General features: G+C 66.4%; 13 protein-coding genes. 7 read left to right on the top strand and 6 right to left on the bottom strand.

Annotated elements, in window-relative coordinates:
• Nucleotides 1-1,434: a DNA recombination protein RmuC gene (locus tag QOL82_RS18185; protein WP_283443713.1), complete on the top strand. Its 1,434-nt coding sequence runs from the start codon at nucleotides 1-3 to the stop codon at nucleotides 1,432-1,434.
• Nucleotides 1,435-1,498: 64 nt separating this feature from the next.
• Nucleotides 1,499-3,508 carry an acyl CoA:acetate/3-ketoacid CoA transferase gene (locus QOL82_RS18180; RefSeq protein WP_283443712.1) on the top strand — a complete coding sequence of 670 codons (2,010 nt, stop codon included), beginning with the start codon at nucleotides 1,499-1,501 and terminating at the stop codon, nucleotides 3,506-3,508.
• A gap of 42 nt (nucleotides 3,509-3,550) precedes the next feature.
• On the opposite strand, the gene moeA is transcribed toward QOL82_RS18180, so the two are convergent.
• The 4 genes from moeA to QOL82_RS18160 all read right to left on the bottom strand — a co-directional run bounded on the left by moeA (nucleotide 3,551) and on the right by QOL82_RS18160 (nucleotide 10,732).
• On the bottom strand, nucleotides 3,551-4,837 hold the full coding sequence (gene moeA / locus QOL82_RS18175) for a molybdopterin molybdotransferase MoeA (protein ID WP_283443711.1): 1,287 nt from the start codon (nucleotides 4,835-4,837) through the stop codon (nucleotides 3,551-3,553).
• 7 nt (nucleotides 4,838-4,844) lie between these two features.
• Nucleotides 4,845-5,969 (bottom strand): GTP 3',8-cyclase MoaA, encoded by a 1,125-nt coding sequence (gene moaA / locus QOL82_RS18170; protein WP_283443710.1) that lies wholly within the window; start codon nucleotides 5,967-5,969, stop codon nucleotides 4,845-4,847.
• Between the two features lie 37 nt (nucleotides 5,970-6,006).
• Entirely contained in the window at nucleotides 6,007-7,350 is a 1,344-nt protein-coding gene (gene chrA / locus QOL82_RS18165) for a chromate efflux transporter (protein WP_283443709.1), read from the bottom strand.
• 136 nt (nucleotides 7,351-7,486) lie between these two features.
• On the bottom strand, nucleotides 7,487-10,732 hold the full coding sequence (locus QOL82_RS18160) for an Rne/Rng family ribonuclease (protein WP_283443708.1): 3,246 nt from the start codon (nucleotides 10,730-10,732) through the stop codon (nucleotides 7,487-7,489).
• A 582-nt stretch (nucleotides 10,733-11,314) separates the two neighbouring features.
• Between QOL82_RS18160 and QOL82_RS18155 the strand changes: the two genes are divergently transcribed.
• The 4 genes from QOL82_RS18155 to QOL82_RS18140 all read left to right on the top strand — a co-directional run bounded on the left by QOL82_RS18155 (nucleotide 11,315) and on the right by QOL82_RS18140 (nucleotide 14,469).
• Nucleotides 11,315-12,331, top strand: coding sequence for an RluA family pseudouridine synthase (locus QOL82_RS18155; RefSeq protein WP_283443707.1), 1,017 nt, complete (start codon nucleotides 11,315-11,317; stop codon nucleotides 12,329-12,331).
• Nucleotides 12,332-12,397: 66 nt separating this feature from the next.
• A complete protein-coding gene (locus tag QOL82_RS18150) occupies nucleotides 12,398-13,057 on the top strand; it encodes an HAD-IA family hydrolase (protein WP_283443706.1) in 660 nt (219 codons plus the stop codon).
• Nucleotides 13,058-13,061: 4 nt separating this feature from the next.
• Complete coding sequence (locus tag QOL82_RS18145) at nucleotides 13,062-13,433, top strand: Rieske (2Fe-2S) protein (protein WP_283443705.1); 372 nt, start codon at nucleotides 13,062-13,064, stop codon at nucleotides 13,431-13,433.
• Nucleotides 13,434-13,461: 28 nt separating this feature from the next.
• A complete protein-coding gene (locus QOL82_RS18140; RefSeq protein ID WP_283443704.1) occupies nucleotides 13,462-14,469 on the top strand; it encodes a S49 family peptidase in 1,008 nt (335 codons plus the stop codon).
• A 20-nt stretch (nucleotides 14,470-14,489) separates the two neighbouring features.
• Here the strand turns inward: QOL82_RS18140 and QOL82_RS18135 are convergent, their stop codons facing one another.
• Both QOL82_RS18135 and QOL82_RS18130 read right to left on the bottom strand, forming a co-directional pair.
• On the bottom strand, nucleotides 14,490-15,242 hold the full coding sequence (locus QOL82_RS18135; protein WP_283443703.1) for an SAM-dependent methyltransferase: 753 nt from the start codon (nucleotides 15,240-15,242) through the stop codon (nucleotides 14,490-14,492).
• Nucleotides 15,243-15,252: 10 nt separating this feature from the next.
• Nucleotides 15,253-15,864 carry a Maf-like protein gene (locus QOL82_RS18130; protein WP_283443702.1) on the bottom strand — a complete coding sequence of 204 codons (612 nt, stop codon included), beginning with the start codon at nucleotides 15,862-15,864 and terminating at the stop codon, nucleotides 15,253-15,255.
• A gap of 105 nt (nucleotides 15,865-15,969) precedes the next feature.
• Between QOL82_RS18130 and QOL82_RS18125 the strand changes: the two genes are divergently transcribed.
• Nucleotides 15,970-16,467, top strand: coding sequence for a YceD family protein (locus tag QOL82_RS18125; protein WP_283443701.1), 498 nt, complete (start codon nucleotides 15,970-15,972; stop codon nucleotides 16,465-16,467).
• Nucleotides 16,468-16,541 lie beyond the last annotated feature (74 nt).

Below are 16,541 nucleotides of genomic sequence, written 5' to 3'. Positions count from 1 at the left end.
ATGTCGTCCATCGAATTTTTCGTGCTGCTGGCGCTGGGCATCGTCATCGTCGCCCTCCAGTGCCTGCAGCTGATGCGCCGCCCGTCCCAGGGCGGCGCCAGCGCGGACGCGGACGAATTCACCGCGGTGCTGGAAAAGACCACCGAACGCACCGAGCGCGAGCTGCGCGGCGAGGTGCAGGCCAGCGCCCGCGGCACCCGGCAGGAGCTGGCCGGCCTGCTGGCCGAGTTCCAGCGCAGCATCGGCGCGCAGGTGACCGGGGTCGCGACGCTGCAGAACGGCCAGATCGACGCCTTCGCCCAGCAGCTCGCCAAGACCGGCGAGGCCAATGCGCTGCAGCTCGAGGCGATGCGGCATGCGATCACGCTGCAGGCCAAGTCCGGGCGCGAGGAGCAGGCCAATGCGCTGCGCCACTTCGGCGACACGCTGAACCAGACGCTGGCGACGCTGACCGAGTCCAACGCCCAGCGCATGGGCGAGATCCGCGCGACGCTGGAGGCGAAGATCCGCGACCTGCAGAGCGACAATGGCGCGCGGCTGGAAGAGATGCGCCGCACGGTGGACGAGAAGCTGCATGCGACGCTGGAACACCGGCTCGGCGAATCGTTCAAGCTGGTGTCCGACCGGCTCGACAAGGTCCACCAGGGCCTGGGCGAGATGCAGCAGCTGGCCATCGGCGTCGGCGACCTGAAGCGGGTGCTGACCAACGTGAAGTCGCGCGGCACCTGGGGCGAGGTCCAGCTGGGTATACTGCTGGAGCAGATGCTGACCGCCGACCAGTATGCAAAGAACGTCGAGACCGTGCCGGGCAGCGGCGAGCGGGTCGAGTTCGCGATCAAGCTGCCGGGCCTGATCGACGGCGGCACGCCGGTCTGGATGCCGATCGACGCCAAGTTCCCGAAGGAGCAGTACGAGCGCATGGCGGAAGCCGCCGACCGCGCCGATGCCGAAGGCGTCGCGCTGGCCGTGCGCGACCTGGAGCGCGTGCTCAAGAGCGAGGCCCGCACCATCTGCGAAAAATACATTTCACCGCCGCTGACCACCGACTTCGGCATCCTGTTCCTGCCGACCGAGGGCCTGTATGCGGAAGTGATGCGCCGCCCGGGCCTGGCCGACGAGATCCAGCGCACCTGCCGCATCACCATTGCCGGCCCGTCCACGCTGTGCGCGCTGCTCAACAGCCTGCAGATGGGCTTCCGCACGCTGGCGCTGGAAAAGCGCTCGTCCGAGGTCTGGCAGGTGCTGGGCGCGGTCAAGACCGAGTTCGGCAAGTTCGGCGACGTGCTGGCGACGACCAAGCTGACGCTGGAGCGGGCCGCCAAGAACATCGAGCAGGCCGAGACCCGCAGCCGGCAGATGTCGCGCAAGCTGAAGTCGGTCGAGGCGCTGCCGGCGGATGTGGCGCAGCAGTTGCTGGGCGGCGACGGCACGTAATTCTACGAATGGTTGCAGCACCCGGCCTTGATGCATAATTTGCAAAACTTCGTGGAGGCTGGCCATGTCACCGTTTCCCCCGCAGGCAGCAAGCCTGGACCAGACCGCGGCCGGCGCGCGCCGCTCGCACCGGAACAAGATCGTGTCGGCCGCCGAGGCGGTCCGGCTGATCCATGACGGCGACACGGTGGCGACCGGCGGTTTCGTCGGCATCGGCTTCGCGGAAAACATCGCGGTGGCGCTGGAGCAGCGCTTCCTTGAGAACGGCGCGGGCCGGCCGCGCGACCTGACGCTGATCTACGCGGCCGGCCAGGGCGACGGCCGCGACCGCGGCCTCAACCACCTGGGCCACGAGGGCCTGGTGAAACGCGTGATCGGCGGGCACTGGGGACTGGTGCCCCGGCTGCAGCGGCTGGCGATGGAAAACCGGGTCGAGGCGTACAACCTGCCGCAGGGCATCATCAGCCATCTGTTCCGCGATATCGCCGCCGGCAAGCCCGGCGTGCTGTCCCATGTCGGCCTCGGCACCTTCGTCGACCCGCGGCACGGCGGCGGCAAGGTCAACGAGCGCACCACCGAAGACCTGGTCGAGCTGATGACGGTGGGGGGCCGCGAATACCTGTTCTACAAGGCGATGCCGATCAACGTCGGCATCATCCGCGGCACCACCGCGGACGCCAACGGCAACGTGACGATGGAGCGCGAGGCGCTGACGCTGGAAGCACTGGCCATCGCGATGGCCGCGCACAATTCGGGCGGCATCGTCATCGTGCAGGTCGAGCGCATCGCCGACACCGGGACGCTCAATCCGCGCCAGGTCAAGATACCCGGCGTGCTGGTCGACTGCGTGGTGGTGGCCGAGCGTCCGGAATATCACATGCAGACCTTCGCCGAGGCCTACAGCCCGGCGTTCTCCGGCGAGATCAGGGTGCCGGTGTCGTCATTGCAGCCGATGGCCTTCAACGAGCGCAAGATCATCGCCCGCCGCGCGGTGATGGAGCTGAAGCCCAACAGCGTCGTCAACCTCGGCATCGGCATGCCGGAAGGCGTGGCCAGCGTGGCAGCCGAGGAAAAGATACTCGACCTCGTCACGCTGACCGCGGAGCCGGGCGTGATCGGCGGCATCCCGGCCGGCGGCCTGAACTTCGGCGCGGCCAGCAACCCGGACGCCATCATCGACCAGCCGTCGCAGTTCGACTTCTACGACGGCGGCGGCCTCGACGTGGCCTTCCTCGGGCTGGCGCAGGCGGACCGCCACGGCAACCTCAATGTCAGCAAGTTCGGCACGCGGCTGGCGGGCGCGGGCGGCTTCATCAACATCAGCCAGAATGCAAAGAAGGTGGTGTTCGTCGGCACCTTCACCGCCGGCGACCTGCAGGTGGAGATCCGGGAAGGCGCAATGCGCATCGCCAGGGAAGGCAGCGCGTGCAAGTTCGTCGAGGAAGTCGAGCACCGGACCTACAGCGGCGTCCATGCGGCGCAGCGCGGGCAGGTGGCGCTGTACATCACCGAGCGCTGCGTGCTGCAGCTCTCGGCCGCGGGGCTGGAAGTGATCGAGGTCGCGCCCGGCATCGACCTCGAACGCGACGTCATCGGGCAGATGCGCTTCCGGCCCGCCATCAGCCCGCAGCTGAAGCTGATGGATGAACGCATCTTCCGGCCCGGCGCGATGGGCCTGCGCGACGACATCCTGTTCCTGCCGCTGCCGCAACGGCTGCGCTTCGACGCCGAACGCAATATCTTCTTCATCAATTTCGAAGGGCTGGAAGTCAGGACCATGGCCGAGATCGACGAGATCCACATGAGCGTCGCCCAGCACCTGGCGCCGCTGCAGCGCAAGGTGCCGGCCATCGTCAACTATGACAATTTCTCGATCGCGCCGGAACTGATGGATGACTACATCGCGATGGTGCGCGACCTGACCGAGCGTTTCTACAGCCGGGTCACGCGCTATACCACCAGCACCTTCATGCGCAGCTATTTCGGCAGGGCGCTGCGCGCGCACGACGCGGAGCCGGCGCTGTATGCGACGCCGGAGGAAGCGCTGTCACAGCTGATGAAGCCGCAGGCGTAGGCGAGCGGGACGGGCGGATGGTCCGCCTGGCAGGCCAGCGGCCTACACCAGCCCTTCGAACACCAGCACGTCGACCAGGTCGCCGGCCTGCACGTTGCCCTGGTCATGGCCTAGCACGACCATGCAGTTGGCCTCGGACATCGAGCGCAGGATGCCCGACCCCTGCGCGCCGGTGATGCGCACCTGCCGGCTGCCGTCGGCCGCGACCGACAGGATGCCGCGCTGGTATTCGGTGCGTCCCGGCTTCTTGCGGATCGGCGCTTCCGAGCGGGCCGGCAGCAGCGGCAGCGGCGGCACCTGCGCGCCCATCATGTGCAGCAGCGCCTCGCGCGCGAAGAAGTAGAACGTCACCATCACCGCGACCGGGTTGCCGGGCAGGCCGAACAGGTAGGCGCTGTGCCCGGCCGACGCGATCTTGCCGAAGGCCATCGGGCGGCCGGGCCGCATGCCGATTTTCCAGAAGGTCACATCGCCCAGCTGGGCCATCATCTGCTTGGTGTAGTCGGCGGCGCCGACCGACACGCCGCCCGAGGTGATGATCGCGTCGGCATTCTCGCAGGCGGACCGGAAAGCCGCTTCCAGCGCGGCGGGATCGTCCTTCACCACGCCCATGTCGATGATGTCGCAGCCCAGCCGCGTCAGCATGCCGTAGAGCGTGTAGCGGTTGCTGTCGTAGACGCAGCCTTCGTCCAGCGGCTCGCCGATCGAGCGCAGCTCGTCGCCGGTGGAAAAGAAGGCCACGCGCAGCCGGCGCTGCACCGGCACTTCGGCCACGCCCAAGGAGGCCAGCAGGCCGAGGTCGGCGGGGCGCAGTATCTTGCCTTTCGCCAGCGCCGGCTGGCCGGCAGCCAGGTCCTCGCCGGCCAGCCGGCGGTTGTCGCCGGTGCGCACCACGCCCGGCGGCAGCATCACGCCATGCGTGTCCGCCTGGCTGGTGAATTCCTGCGGCACCACGGTGTCGCAGCCGGCCGGCATTACCGCGCCGGTCATGATGCGCACGCACTCGTCGGCCGCCACCGGGCCGTCGTAGGCGCGGCCGGCGTAGGACGTGCCGACGACGCGCAGGGCGGTCGGCTCATCGGCTTTCAGCGCGGCGCCGATGAAGGCATAGCCGTCCATCGCCGAATTGTCATGCGCGGGCACATTGATGGTGGACACGATGTCGCTTGCCAGAACGCGGCCCAGCGCGCTGCGGATCGCGACTTTCTCGACCGCATGCAGCGGCGCGACGTAGGTGCGGATGATCTGCTGGGCCTGCTCGACCGGAAGCGCGTCCGGGTCGTAGCCGGACAGGCAGCTGACGACCTCGCTGAGGGTAGGGTGGTTCATTGGTGAGCTATCCGCCTATGTAGGACATTTCAACTTTCTTGCGCGTTGCCTGCGGCAGGCCGTCGGTGTTGCCTGTGCGGAGTTCGGAGTAGCGGTCGGTGCGGGCGCGCCAGACATGGGCGACCGCGGTCGAGATCTCTTCGTCGCTGCGTCCCTCGCGCAGCAGCGCGCGCAGGTCGTGGCCGCTGGTGGCGAACAGGCAGGTGTAGAGCTTGCCCTCGGTGGACAGCCGGGCGCGGGTGCAGTCGTGGCAGAACGCCTGGGTCACGCTGGAAATCACGCCGATCTCGCCGCCGCCGTCCGTGTAACGCCAGCGCGCGGCGGTCTCGCCGGCATAGTTGGCGCCGATGGCTTCCAGCGGCATGGCCTCCGAGATGCGCCGCACGACTTCCGCGGAAGGAATGACCTCGTCCATCTTCCAGCCGTTGCTGGCGCCGACATCCATGTATTCGATGAAGCGCAGGATGGTCGGCGTTCCCTTGAAGTGGCGCGCCATCGGCACGATTTCCTGGTCGTTCATGCCGCCCTTGACCACCATGTTGACCTTGACCGGTCCCAGCCCGGCCCGGTGCGCCGCGTCGATGCCGCGCAGCACGTCTGCCACCGAGAAGTCGACGTCGTTCATCCGGCGGAACGTGGCGTCGTCCAGCGCATCGAGCGACACGGTCACGCGGTTGAGGCCCGCGTCCTTCAGCGCCTGCGCCTTGCGCGCCAGGATGGAGCCGTTGGTCGTCAGCGTCAGGTCGAGTTCGCGGCCGTCCGGCGTCTTCAGCCCGCGCAGCATCGCGACCAGGTTCTCGAGGTTCTTGCGCAGCAGCGGTTCGCCGCCGGTCAGCCTGATCTTCTCGACGCCATGCGCGACGAACAGGCTGGCCACCCGCGTGATTTCCTCGAACGACAGCAGCGCGCTGTGCGGCAGGAACGCATAGTCCTTGTCGAACACTTCCTTGGGCATGCAGTAGACGCAGCGGAAATTGCAGCGGTCCGTGACCGAGATGCGCAGGTCGCGCAGCGGGCGTGCGAGGGTATCGGCCAGCAGGCCGTCGGGGCTTTCCAGTATCGCTGGAATGGCGGGCGCGGACTGCATGCTGCGGTAGTCGGCGACCGGGATGACTTTGACTCGGGAGGACATGGCGGGCAGTGTATCAGACCGTGGAAAAGGCAATTCCCTACGCTTGACGCAGGTACGATACCACGAGGCCCGCGGCCGCACAGGCCAGGATCAGCTTGATCGTGCCGGCCTTGTAGCGCAGCAGCGCGAGCGAGGCGACCGCGCTGATGCCGATCGCGGCCCAGTCCCATTGCGCGGGCGGCGCGGCCAGCCGGAACACATGCCAGGCAAAGAACAGCGCCAGGCTGACCACCACGCCGACCACCGCGGCCGAGATGGCCGTCAGCGGCGCGGTCAGGCGGATATTGCCGCGGGTCGATTCCACCAGCGGCCCGCCGGCGAGGATGAAGATGAACGATGGCAGGAAGGTGAAGAAGGCGGTGACGCAGGCCGCGGTCGCGCCGGCCAGCAGCAGGTGGTCCGGGCCGAACAGCATCTTGGTCCAGCCGCCGACGAAGCCGACGAAGGCGACGATCATGATCAGCGGCCCCGGCGTGGTTTCGCCCAGCGCCAGCCCGTCTATCATCTGCGTCGCGCTCAGCCACTGGTAGGTCTCGACGCCGCCCTGGTATACATAGGGCAGCACCGCGTACGCGCCGCCGAAGGTCAGCATCGCGGCCTTGGTGAAGAACCAGCCCATCTGCGCCAGCGGACTGCCGCGACCGTACAGCAGCGCCAGCGCGATCCATACCGCCAGGCCGAGCACGATGCCGACGCCCAGCGCTGCCGCCAGCCGCCGCCAGCTGAAGCGCGCATGCGCCGGCGTCGGGGTCGCGTCGTCAATGATGGCCGGGCCGTAGCTGGCGAGCGCAGCCGCGCCGTGCGCGCCGCCCGGCCGGAACTTGTCGGGCAGCAGCCGTCCGCCGATCACGCCGGCCAGCGCCGCGCCCAGCACGATGGCCGGGAACGGCAGCCGCAGCACGGCGATCGCCAGCAGCGCGGCGACCGCGATGGCGATCAGCCAGCCATTCCTGAGCGAGCGGCTGCCGAGCCGCCATGCGGCCGCGAGGACGATGGCCACCACGGCCGGCTTGATGCCGTACAGCAGCGCGGCCACCACCGGCAGCGCGCCCCAGGCGAGATAGATCCAGGAAAGCAGGATCAGGATGCCCAGCGACGGCAGCACGAACAGCGCGCCGGCAAGGACGCCGCCCACGGTCCTGTGCATCAGCCAGCCGATGTAGACCGCGAGCTGGGTGGCTTCCGGGCCGGGCAGCAGCATGCAGTAATTCAGCGCATGCAAAAAACGCTGCTCGGAGATCCAGCGCCGGCGTTCCACCAGCTCGGCATGCATCATCGCAATCTGTCCGGCCGGGCCGCCGAAACTGATGAAACCCAGCTTGAGCCAGTAGGCCAGCGCCTGCGCAAAGGTAACCTGCCGGGGCGGAGCGGTATCAGTCATGGGCTTCGATAATCTTTTTACGTGAAAAAGGGAGCTTGCGCTCCCTTACTTGAATACTTGCCCTGTCCAGGGCTTGCGGGCGCCTGCGGCATGCCGCCCGAAAGCTGCATGCCGCAGGCGCTGCCGGTCGTTCGACTCAGCGCTGGGTTTCCACCTGGATCAGCGGCTCGTCCGACACCGGCGGCAGCGGCTTGCGTTCGCGCGGAACGCGCGGCGCAGGCTGGATGCGGGCAGCCGCTTCCTGGGCTGCGCGCAGCTTTTCCGGATCGGTGCTGGCCAGCGTCAGCCCGGCCGCGTTGAGCATCGCATCGATCTGCTGCAGAGGCATTGCGCTGTCGGCCGGCCGCAGCTGCGGCGCAGCGGCGGGGGCGGCAGCAACGGGCGCTGCAGGCGCCAGCGCCACGGCGACCGGTTCTGCTGCTGGCTCTTCGATCAGCGGCGCTTCGGCCTTCGGCTCTGCAACCGTCGGCTCTGCTTCCGCCGGCTCTGCAACCGCCGCGGCTTCGGCAGCGGCAGGCTGCTGTGACGAAACAGGCGTCTGCTCTGCCTGCGCCGGTTCGGCCTGCTGCGCGTCCTGCACGGCCGCATGCTCGACCGTTTCCGGCGCATGCTGCGCCATGTCGGCATCGCGCGGCGTCGCTACGGCTTGCGCCGCTTCAATCGGCTCGGGCTGCGCGGCGACCTGGTCGGCGACTGCTGCCGCTTCGGTATCGACCGCGACGGCCTGGATCGCCATCGCTTCATCGGCCTTCGCCTCCGGCGCTGCTTCCGGACCTGCCTCGGACGCCACTGCTTCGGACGCCGGTGCGGGTTGTTCGACCGGCGGCGTCACGCTGCCGACCGAGGACTCGACGCTGGCATAGGTGAGCGCCACGTCGGTGGCGATTGCCTGCATCGCTGCCGGCGTCGTTGCCGCCTGCTCGTCGCTGATGGCGGCTGCCTCGCCGGCAATCGCGGCGCCGGCTTCCAGCACCTCGTCGCTGCCTTCGCCGAGTTCGCCGTTCTCGCCATTCTCGCCATTCTCGCGGTCACGGCGGTTGCGGTTCCGACCGCCACGGCGGCGGCGACGGCGCGGCTGGTCGTCGCCTTCCTCGCCGGCTTCGCCGGTCTCGAGCACCGGATTTTCAAGGCCTTCCTGCTCTGCGCCGGTTTCGGCTGCGAGCGCCTGCACTGCGGCTTGCTGGGCTTCATCGACGACCGGCGTGGCTGCCACGATTTTTTCTTCCGTCACCGGCTCAACCACGGCCGATGCAGCGGCAGGGCTGGCGCTTGCCGCGGTGACGGCAGTGGCAGTGGCAGTGGCGGCGGCTGTCGCTGCAGCGGCCGGCTTGCGATCCTCGCGCGGTGCGCGCGGTGCACGCTCGCGGCGCGGCTCGGCACCTTCGCGGGCTTCCCTCGGCTCACGCGGCGGGCGCGGCGGGCGGGCGGGCTGGTCCGCCATCGGCGCCGCAGCGGCAGCGGTCACGCCTGCCGGCTTAACCGCGTCATCGCGCAGTTCCGGCTTGCCGGCCTCGCGTTCATCCCGGTCACGGCCGCCACGGCCGCCGCGTGTGCGGCCTCGCTGGCCGTTGGTGCGGCCATTGCGTTCGCTGGTGCGCTCGCGCACTGCTTCCGGCTTGACGGCGGCAACCGGCGCAGGCGCCGGCGGCGGCGCGACCGGTTTCTTGCGGAACAGGCCGAACAGGCGGCTGAGGAAACCTTCCTCGACCTGCACCACGGGCGCTGCGACCGGCACAGGCGCCGGCTCCGGCGCCTTGCGTTCGACGATGGGCGCAGGCTGGTCTGGCGTGATGCTCTTGACCATGGCTTCCTGGCGCGGCTTGGCTTCTTCCTTCTGCCGCTTGTCGTAGCCGATATCGGTCTCGGCTTCCTCGGCCATGTCGTAGCTCGCCTGCATGTCTTCCAGGCGCGGATCGTCATGCTTGATGCGCTCGAGTTTGTAGTGCGGCGTTTCCAGGTACTTGTTGGGGATCAGGATCACGCTGACCCGGTGCCGGGTCTCGATCTTCAGGATCTCGCCGCGCTTCTCGTTGAGCAGGAAAGCGGCGACGTCGACCGGCGCCTGCACATGGATGGCGGCCGAGTTTTCCTTCATCGCCTCTTCCTGGATGATGCGCAGCACCTGCAGCGCCGACGACTCGGTGTCGCGGATGTGGCCGGTGCCGTTGCAGCGCGGGCAGGTCACGTGGCTGCCTTCGGACAGCGACGGGCGCAGGCGCTGGCGCGACAGCTCCATCAGGCCGAAGCGGGAAATCTTGCCCATCTGGACGCGGGCGCGGTCGAAGTGCAGCGCATCCTTCAGCCGGGTCTCGACTTCGCGCTGGTTCTTCGAGTTTTCCATGTCGATGAAGTCGATGACGATCAGGCCGCCCAGGTCGCGCAGGCGCAACTGGCGGGCCACTTCGTCGGCGGCTTCAAGATTGGTGTTGAGCGCGGTGGTCTCGATGTCGCTGCCGCGGGTGGCGCGGGCGGAGTTGACGTCGACCGACACCAGCGCCTCGGTATGGTCGATCACGATGGCGCCGCCGGAAGGCAGGGGCACCGTGCGGGAATAGGCGGTCTCGATCTGGTGCTCGATCTGGAACCGGGAGAACAGCGGCACGTCGTCGCGGTAGCGCTTGACCCGGTGCACCATGTCCGGCATCACGTGGCTCATGAACTGCTGGGCCTGGTCGTAGATGTCGTCGGTGTCGATCAGGATCTCGCCGATGTCCGGCTGGAAGTAGTCGCGGATCGCGCGGATCACCAGCGACGATTCCTGGTAGATCAGGAAGGCGCCCGACGCCGACTGGCCGGCGCCTTCGATCGCGCGCCACAGTTGCATCAGGTAATTCAGGTCCCACTGCAGTTCATCGACATTGCGGCCGATGCCGGCGGTGCGGGCAATCACCGACATGCCGGACGGCAGGTCCAGCTTGTCCATGGTCTCGCGCAGTTCCTGCCTGTCCTCGCCCTCGACACGGCGGGAGACGCCGCCGCCGCGCGGATTGTTGGGCATCAGGACCAGGTAGCGTCCGGCCAGAGAGATGAAGGAGGTCAGCGCCGCGCCCTTGTTGCCGCGTTCTTCCTTCTCGACCTGCACCACGATTTCCTGGCCTTCGCGCAGCGCTTCGCGGATGGTCGCGGTGCGTACGTCGACGCCTTCCTTGAAATAGGTGCGGGCAACTTCCTTGAAGGGGAGAAAGCCGTGGCGCTCTTCGCCGTAGTTGACGAAACAGGCTTCGAGGGAGGGTTCGATGCGGGTGATGACGCCTTTGTAGATGTTGGACTTGCGCTGCTCGCGTCCGCTGGTTTCGATGTCGATGTCGATGAGCTTCTGCCCATCGACGATCGCCACGCGCAGTTCTTCCTGCTGCGTGGCGTTAAATAACATGCGTTTCATTTTTTTACTCCGTGACCTTGAGGCCATCTTCAGTGCCGCCGGCAAACCGGGTCGCCGTAGGCGGCTGCAATTTATAGGGATGTATGCGAGGAGTGAACGTTCGGGAGGGGGAATGCCCTTGTTCCGGAGATGCAGCGAGTGCGCTGCAGCCGTACGGGCGCCGATGCGGGTTTATTCTGATGCCGAGTGCGCATTGGAGGCCTGCCCGCCGCTTCTGCATGATGCAGGCGCGGAAACAGCAACTCGGTCGCATGACAGCTCGGTCAAGCCAAATGGAACATGATGGTTCAACAATTTCGGCAAACAGATCTAAAACCACATCTGCCAGCAAGCTAGCCCAACGGGGCGCTCTCGCCGGCGAAATCCTTATATTCCGTCCATTCGATCCAACATTTTCGCGCGGTGCCCGATTGCAACAACGGTTGCGACCCTGACTCGCGCAGCAAATGCTGCATACACATCTTTTCCATCGAATTTGCATTTAGGCGAGGCCGATGGAGACGCCCCTGTGTAGAATGTGCTTTTTATTCTTACACCATAGCCGCAGCCTCCTGGCCGCTGCCGACCGATTATATATTCAAAATGAAGGACTTAGCGAGCTTTTCAGGGAAGGGTGAGAGTTTCCCGGCCGCGACCCCGCAACCCCAAGTCCTCGCACAAGCCCGGCTGTTGACAATTTCCGGAGAAGAAGCCGGTCAGCGCATCGACAATTTCCTTCTGCGTATTTTCAAAGGCGTACCGAAGAGCCACATCTACCGGGTGCTGCGTTCCGGGGAAGTGCGGGTCAACAAGGGCCGGATCGACCAGACCTATCGCCTGTGCGAGGGCGACGTGCTGCGCCTGCCGCCGGTCCGCACCGCCGAACGGGCGCCGTCGACCGCGCCAGGCGCCGAATTCTCCATCCTTCTCGAAGACAGCCACCTGCTTGTGATCGACAAGCCGGCCGGCGTTGCCGTGCATGGCGGCTCGGGCGTCAGCTATGGCGTGATCGAGCAGCTGCGCGCGTCGCGCCCGGATGCGAAATTCCTCGAACTCGTCCACCGGCTGGACCGCGACACGTCCGGCATCCTGCTGCTGGCCAAGAAGCGCTCGGCGCTGACCAACCTGCACGAGCAGATCCGCGAAGGCGTGGTCGACAAGCGCTACCTGACGCTGGTGAAGGGCGAGTGGACAAATCCACGGCAGCATATCCGCCTGGCGCTGCATAAATACAGTACGCCGGACGGCGAGCGGCGCGTCCGTGTCCAGTCCGATGGCTTGCAATCGCACACTATTTTCAATCTCATCAGAAAATTTGGGCCATATGCGTTGCTCGAGGCGGAACTGAAAACCGGGCGGACCCACCAGATCAGGGTGCATCTTGCTTCGAGCGGATATGCGATCGTCGGCGACGACAAATACGGCGACTTCGCGCTGAACCGCGACATGCAGAAGGCCGACGGGGCGCGGGTAGCCTTCAAGCGCATGTTCCTGCATGCGCACCAGATCACGTTCACCCATCCTGAAACCGGGAAGCCGGTGACGCTGAAGGCGCCGCTGCCACCGGAATGCACGCGCCTGCTGAAAAGCCTGGAAAGCCTGGAGAGCGACGCAGCCTGAATCAGCAGCAGCACACTATCGACGAACCTTTGAAAACGGAGCAGACGGCCAAGGCCGAGCAGAACCATGCCTAGAAAACAGTTTGACCTGATCGTATTCGACTGGGACGGCACGCTGATGGACAGCACCGGCACCATCGTCAGGTGCATACAGGCGTCCGCGCGCGACCTCGGACTGCCGGTGCCGGACCAGCGCGCCGCGTCCTATGTGATCGGCCTGGGCCTGCAGGACGCGATGGAGGCGGTGCTGCCCGACCTCGACCCGAAATACTATCCGCGCATGGTCGAGCGCTATCGTTACCACTATCTGTCGCAGGACCAGGAACTCGTGCTGTTCGACGGCGTCTCCGAGATGCTGGCCGACCTGGCGCAGCAGGGCTATTTCCTGGCGGTGGCCACCGGCAAGAGCCGGGTCGGCCTGAACCGCGCGCTCGACACGACCCGGCTGCTTTCGGTATTCGACGCCACCCGCTGCGCCGACGAAACCTTTTCCAAGCCGCATCCCGCGATGCTGCATGAACTGACACGCGAACTCGGTCAGGACCTGAAGCGCACGGTCATGATCGGCGACACCACGCACGACCTGCAGATGGCGGTCAACGCCGGCGCCGGCGGCATCGCCGTTCATTACGGCGCGCATACGCCGCAGGAACTGCAGTCGCTGGCGCCGCTGTATGCGGCCGACACGGTCGGGCAGCTGCACGCGTGGCTCAACGAGCATGCCTGAATAAATGAGCGATACCGAGATCTATATCTGCGAAGCCGACGCGCTGGAAGAGGGCGGCAAGGGCGTGCGCTTCCCGCTGACCGCCGGCAGCGAGGATACGACCGGTTTCGTCGTGCGCTATGGCGGCACGGTCTATGGCTACCTGAACCGCTGCGCCCACGTGCCGATCGAGCTCGACTGGGCCGAAGGCGAGTTTTTCGAGTCCAGCGGGCTGTACCTGATGTGCTCGACCCATGGCGCGATCTACGATCCCGAAACCGGCCGCTGCGCAGGCGGCCCCTGTCGCGGCGGCCGCCTGCGGCCACTGGCGATCACCGAGCGCGATGGCAAGCTGTACTGGCAGCCGGACGATTTTGTGAGGCCCGCCCGCGCCTGACAGCGGGCACTGAGGAATCCATATCACGATGAGCATCGACAACCCAACCACCCCCGCGGCCGCGACGGCGCAACCCGAAGCGCCGCTGCGCAGCCTCGCCTGGGAGCGCGAGACCCTTGAAAAGCTGGCTTTCGCGACGCTGGCCGAACAGCGCGCCCGGCGCCGCTGGAATATTTTCTTCCGTTTCGTCTTCGTGGCGCTGGTCCTGCTGGGGCTGGCGCTGGCCTTCGGCTACACCAGCGGGGACATGGAGTCGGTGGGCACGCACAGCGCGCTGATCGAGATCGACGGCACGATCGAAAGCGGCGGCGGCAGCGGGTCGGCCGACTCGGTGATCCCGGCGCTGAACCGGGCTTTCGCCGACGTCAGCGCGGTCGGCGTGATCCTGCGCATCAACAGCCCGGGCGGCAGCCCGGTCCAGGCCGGCATCATCAATGACGAGATCCAGCGCCTGCGCCTGGCCTATCCGCAAAAGCCGCTCTATGTCGTGGTCGACGAGATGTGCGCTTCCGGCGGCTACTATATCGCCGCCGCGGCCGACCGCATCTATGTGAACAAGGCCAGCATCGTTGGTTCGATCGGCGTGCTGATGGACGGCTTCGGCTTTACCGGCCTGATGGACAAGCTGGGCGTCGAGCGGCGCCTGCTGACCGCCGGCGAGAACAAGGGTTTCCTCGACCCGTTCAGCCCGGTCCAGCCCAAACAGGTCGACTATGCGCGCACCATGGTCGAGGAAATCCACCAGCAGTTCATCGACGTGGTCCGCAAGGGCCGCGGCAAGCGCCTGAAGGAAACGCCCGAGATGTTCAGCGGCCTGTTCTGGAGCGGCGCGCGGGCAGTGGAACTCGGTCTGGCCGATGGCTTCGGCACGGTCAATTCAGTCGCCCGCAACGAGCTCAAGACCGAGGATATCGTCGACTACACCAAGCACGAAGGCCTGCCGGAGCGGGTGCTGAAGAAATTCGGCGCGTCGATCGGCGCCGGCGCCAGCGCTTCGATCCTGGGTAGCACGGTCGCCAAGCCAGCCTTGCGCTGAGAGGCCTGGCGGCTTTCCGACTAGGTCGCCAGCAGGGAAAACACGGTGGGTTTCTTGTGGAAATCCGGCAGCCGGCCGCCGGCGATGTCGCGCTTCCAGCCTGCCGCAGCCTGGGTCCGTATCGCTTCCGACGCCAGCGTCAGGTCGGTCGCCACTGAAATCAGCGTCGCCGGATGGCAACTGCCCGCCAGCGCTTCCAGCAGCGCGGCATTGCGGTACGGGGTTTCGATGAACAACTGGGTCTGATTGTCCCGGCGCGACCGTTCTTCCAGCTCGCGTATGCGTTTTTGCCGGAGCGCGGCATCGGTCGGCAGGTAGCCGTTGAATGCGAAACTCTGGCCGTTCAGCCCGCCGGCCATGACCGCCAGCAGCAGCGAGGACGGCCCGACCAGCGGCCGCACCCGGATTCCATGCTCATGCGCAAGGCGCACCAGGTTCGCGCCCGGGTCCGCCACCGCCGGCACGCCGGCTTCCGACACGAGGCCGGCGTTCTGTCCCTGCAGAAGCGGCTCCAGCAAGGCCGGCAGCGCGGCTGCGGCGGTGTTGACATTCAGCTCGGCAATCCGGATTTCCTGCAACGGTTTCGCGAGGGGCCGCACCAGCGCCACCGTCTTGAGGAAAGCGCGGGTGGTCTTCGCATTTTCCGCGACAAAATAATCGAGCCGTGCGGTTGTCGCCTGCACATCGTCCGGGATCACGTGGTCCAGCGGGCAACCGGAAACAGGGTCGGCGGGGCCCAGCGTATTGGGAATCAGGTAAAGAGCGCCAGCCATGTCGCCTTGCTCAGTTCTGGAAAAAGGGAATGCCGGTCTGGCGCAGCATGGCGGTCAACGCGATCAGCGGCAAACCGGTCAGCGCGGTCGGATCGGTGCCGCGGATGGCGGAGATCAGCGCGATGCCCAGGCCTTCGTTGCGGGCGCTGCCGGCGCAGTCGTACGGTTGTTCGATCTTCAGATAGGCGTCCAACTCGGCATCCGGCAGGTCGCGGAAGCTGACCGCGGTCTGCACGTTTTCCATCTGCAGCGGATACCGGGCGCCCGGACGGCTGTCGAGGAGGCAGAGCGCGGTATGAAAGATCACCTCGCGTCCGCGCATCAGCTGCAGCTGCGCCAGCGCATTGGCGTGATTGCCGGGCTTGCCGATCTGGATGCCGTCCAGCGTTGCCACCTGGTCGGATCCGATGACCAGCGCATTCGGTGCGAGCGCCGAGATGGCCAACGCCTTTTGTTCGGCCAGCCGCATCGCCGTGGCTTCCGGCGATTCCGCCGGGAGCGCGGTTTCGTCGATGTCCGGCGCGATCACGTCGAACGGCAGCCTCAGCCGCGCAAGCAATTCCTTGCGATAGCTTGAACTGGAGCCGAGGATTATTCGGGGAAAGGATGCGGCGTCGGTCATGGTCGGGAGCAGGTGCGGATAATTGGCGAAAAAGCGTTCTAAGGCTTTGACGATTAAAGGAAAAGCCTGTTATTATCGCAGGTTTTCCGGCCAAGCCTAAACCTCATGGAAGCATTCGTCGTCGACGCCTTCGATTTCAGCCGTCAAAAACAGGAGCGTTCCGGCGAGACTGCCGTTGCCGAAATGGCCAGGCTTTCCGCCGAACTGATCGATTCCAGCGGCACGCTGAAATGGGCGGTCCAGGGCGGCACGGAAGTGCAGGGGCATCCCGGACTGACGCTGGAAGTTGCAGGACGGGTCCACTTGCGCTGCCAGCGTTGCCTGGGTCCGCTCGAATTCGACGTCGATTCGCATTCGGTGCTGGTTCTGGCGAATGACGAGGCGGGCGCGGACGCGCTGGAAGAGCAGCTGGACGACGAAAGCATCGACGTCATTGCCGGCTCCCGCACGATGGACATGGCGGTCATGATCGAGGATGAAGCGCTGCTGGCGCTGCCGCTGTCGCCGCGTCACGATGTCTGCCCGGATTCGTCGGCGATCGAAGGCCTGAAGCAGGACAAGCCGGATTCGCCGTTTGCAGTACTCAAGAATTTGAAGAAATGATCCGGTGTTGCCCGGATGCTGTCTGTTTCAAATACTGTCGGCCTGTTGCCGGCAGGGATGTTCCCAAGGTCCGG

It is taken from the genome of Noviherbaspirillum suwonense (genome assembly GCF_900182955.1).
GTDB classification, from domain to species: domain Bacteria; phylum Pseudomonadota; class Gammaproteobacteria; order Burkholderiales; family Burkholderiaceae_D; genus Noviherbaspirillum_A; species Noviherbaspirillum_A suwonense.
This window is presented reverse-complemented; position numbering and strand designations above follow the sequence as displayed.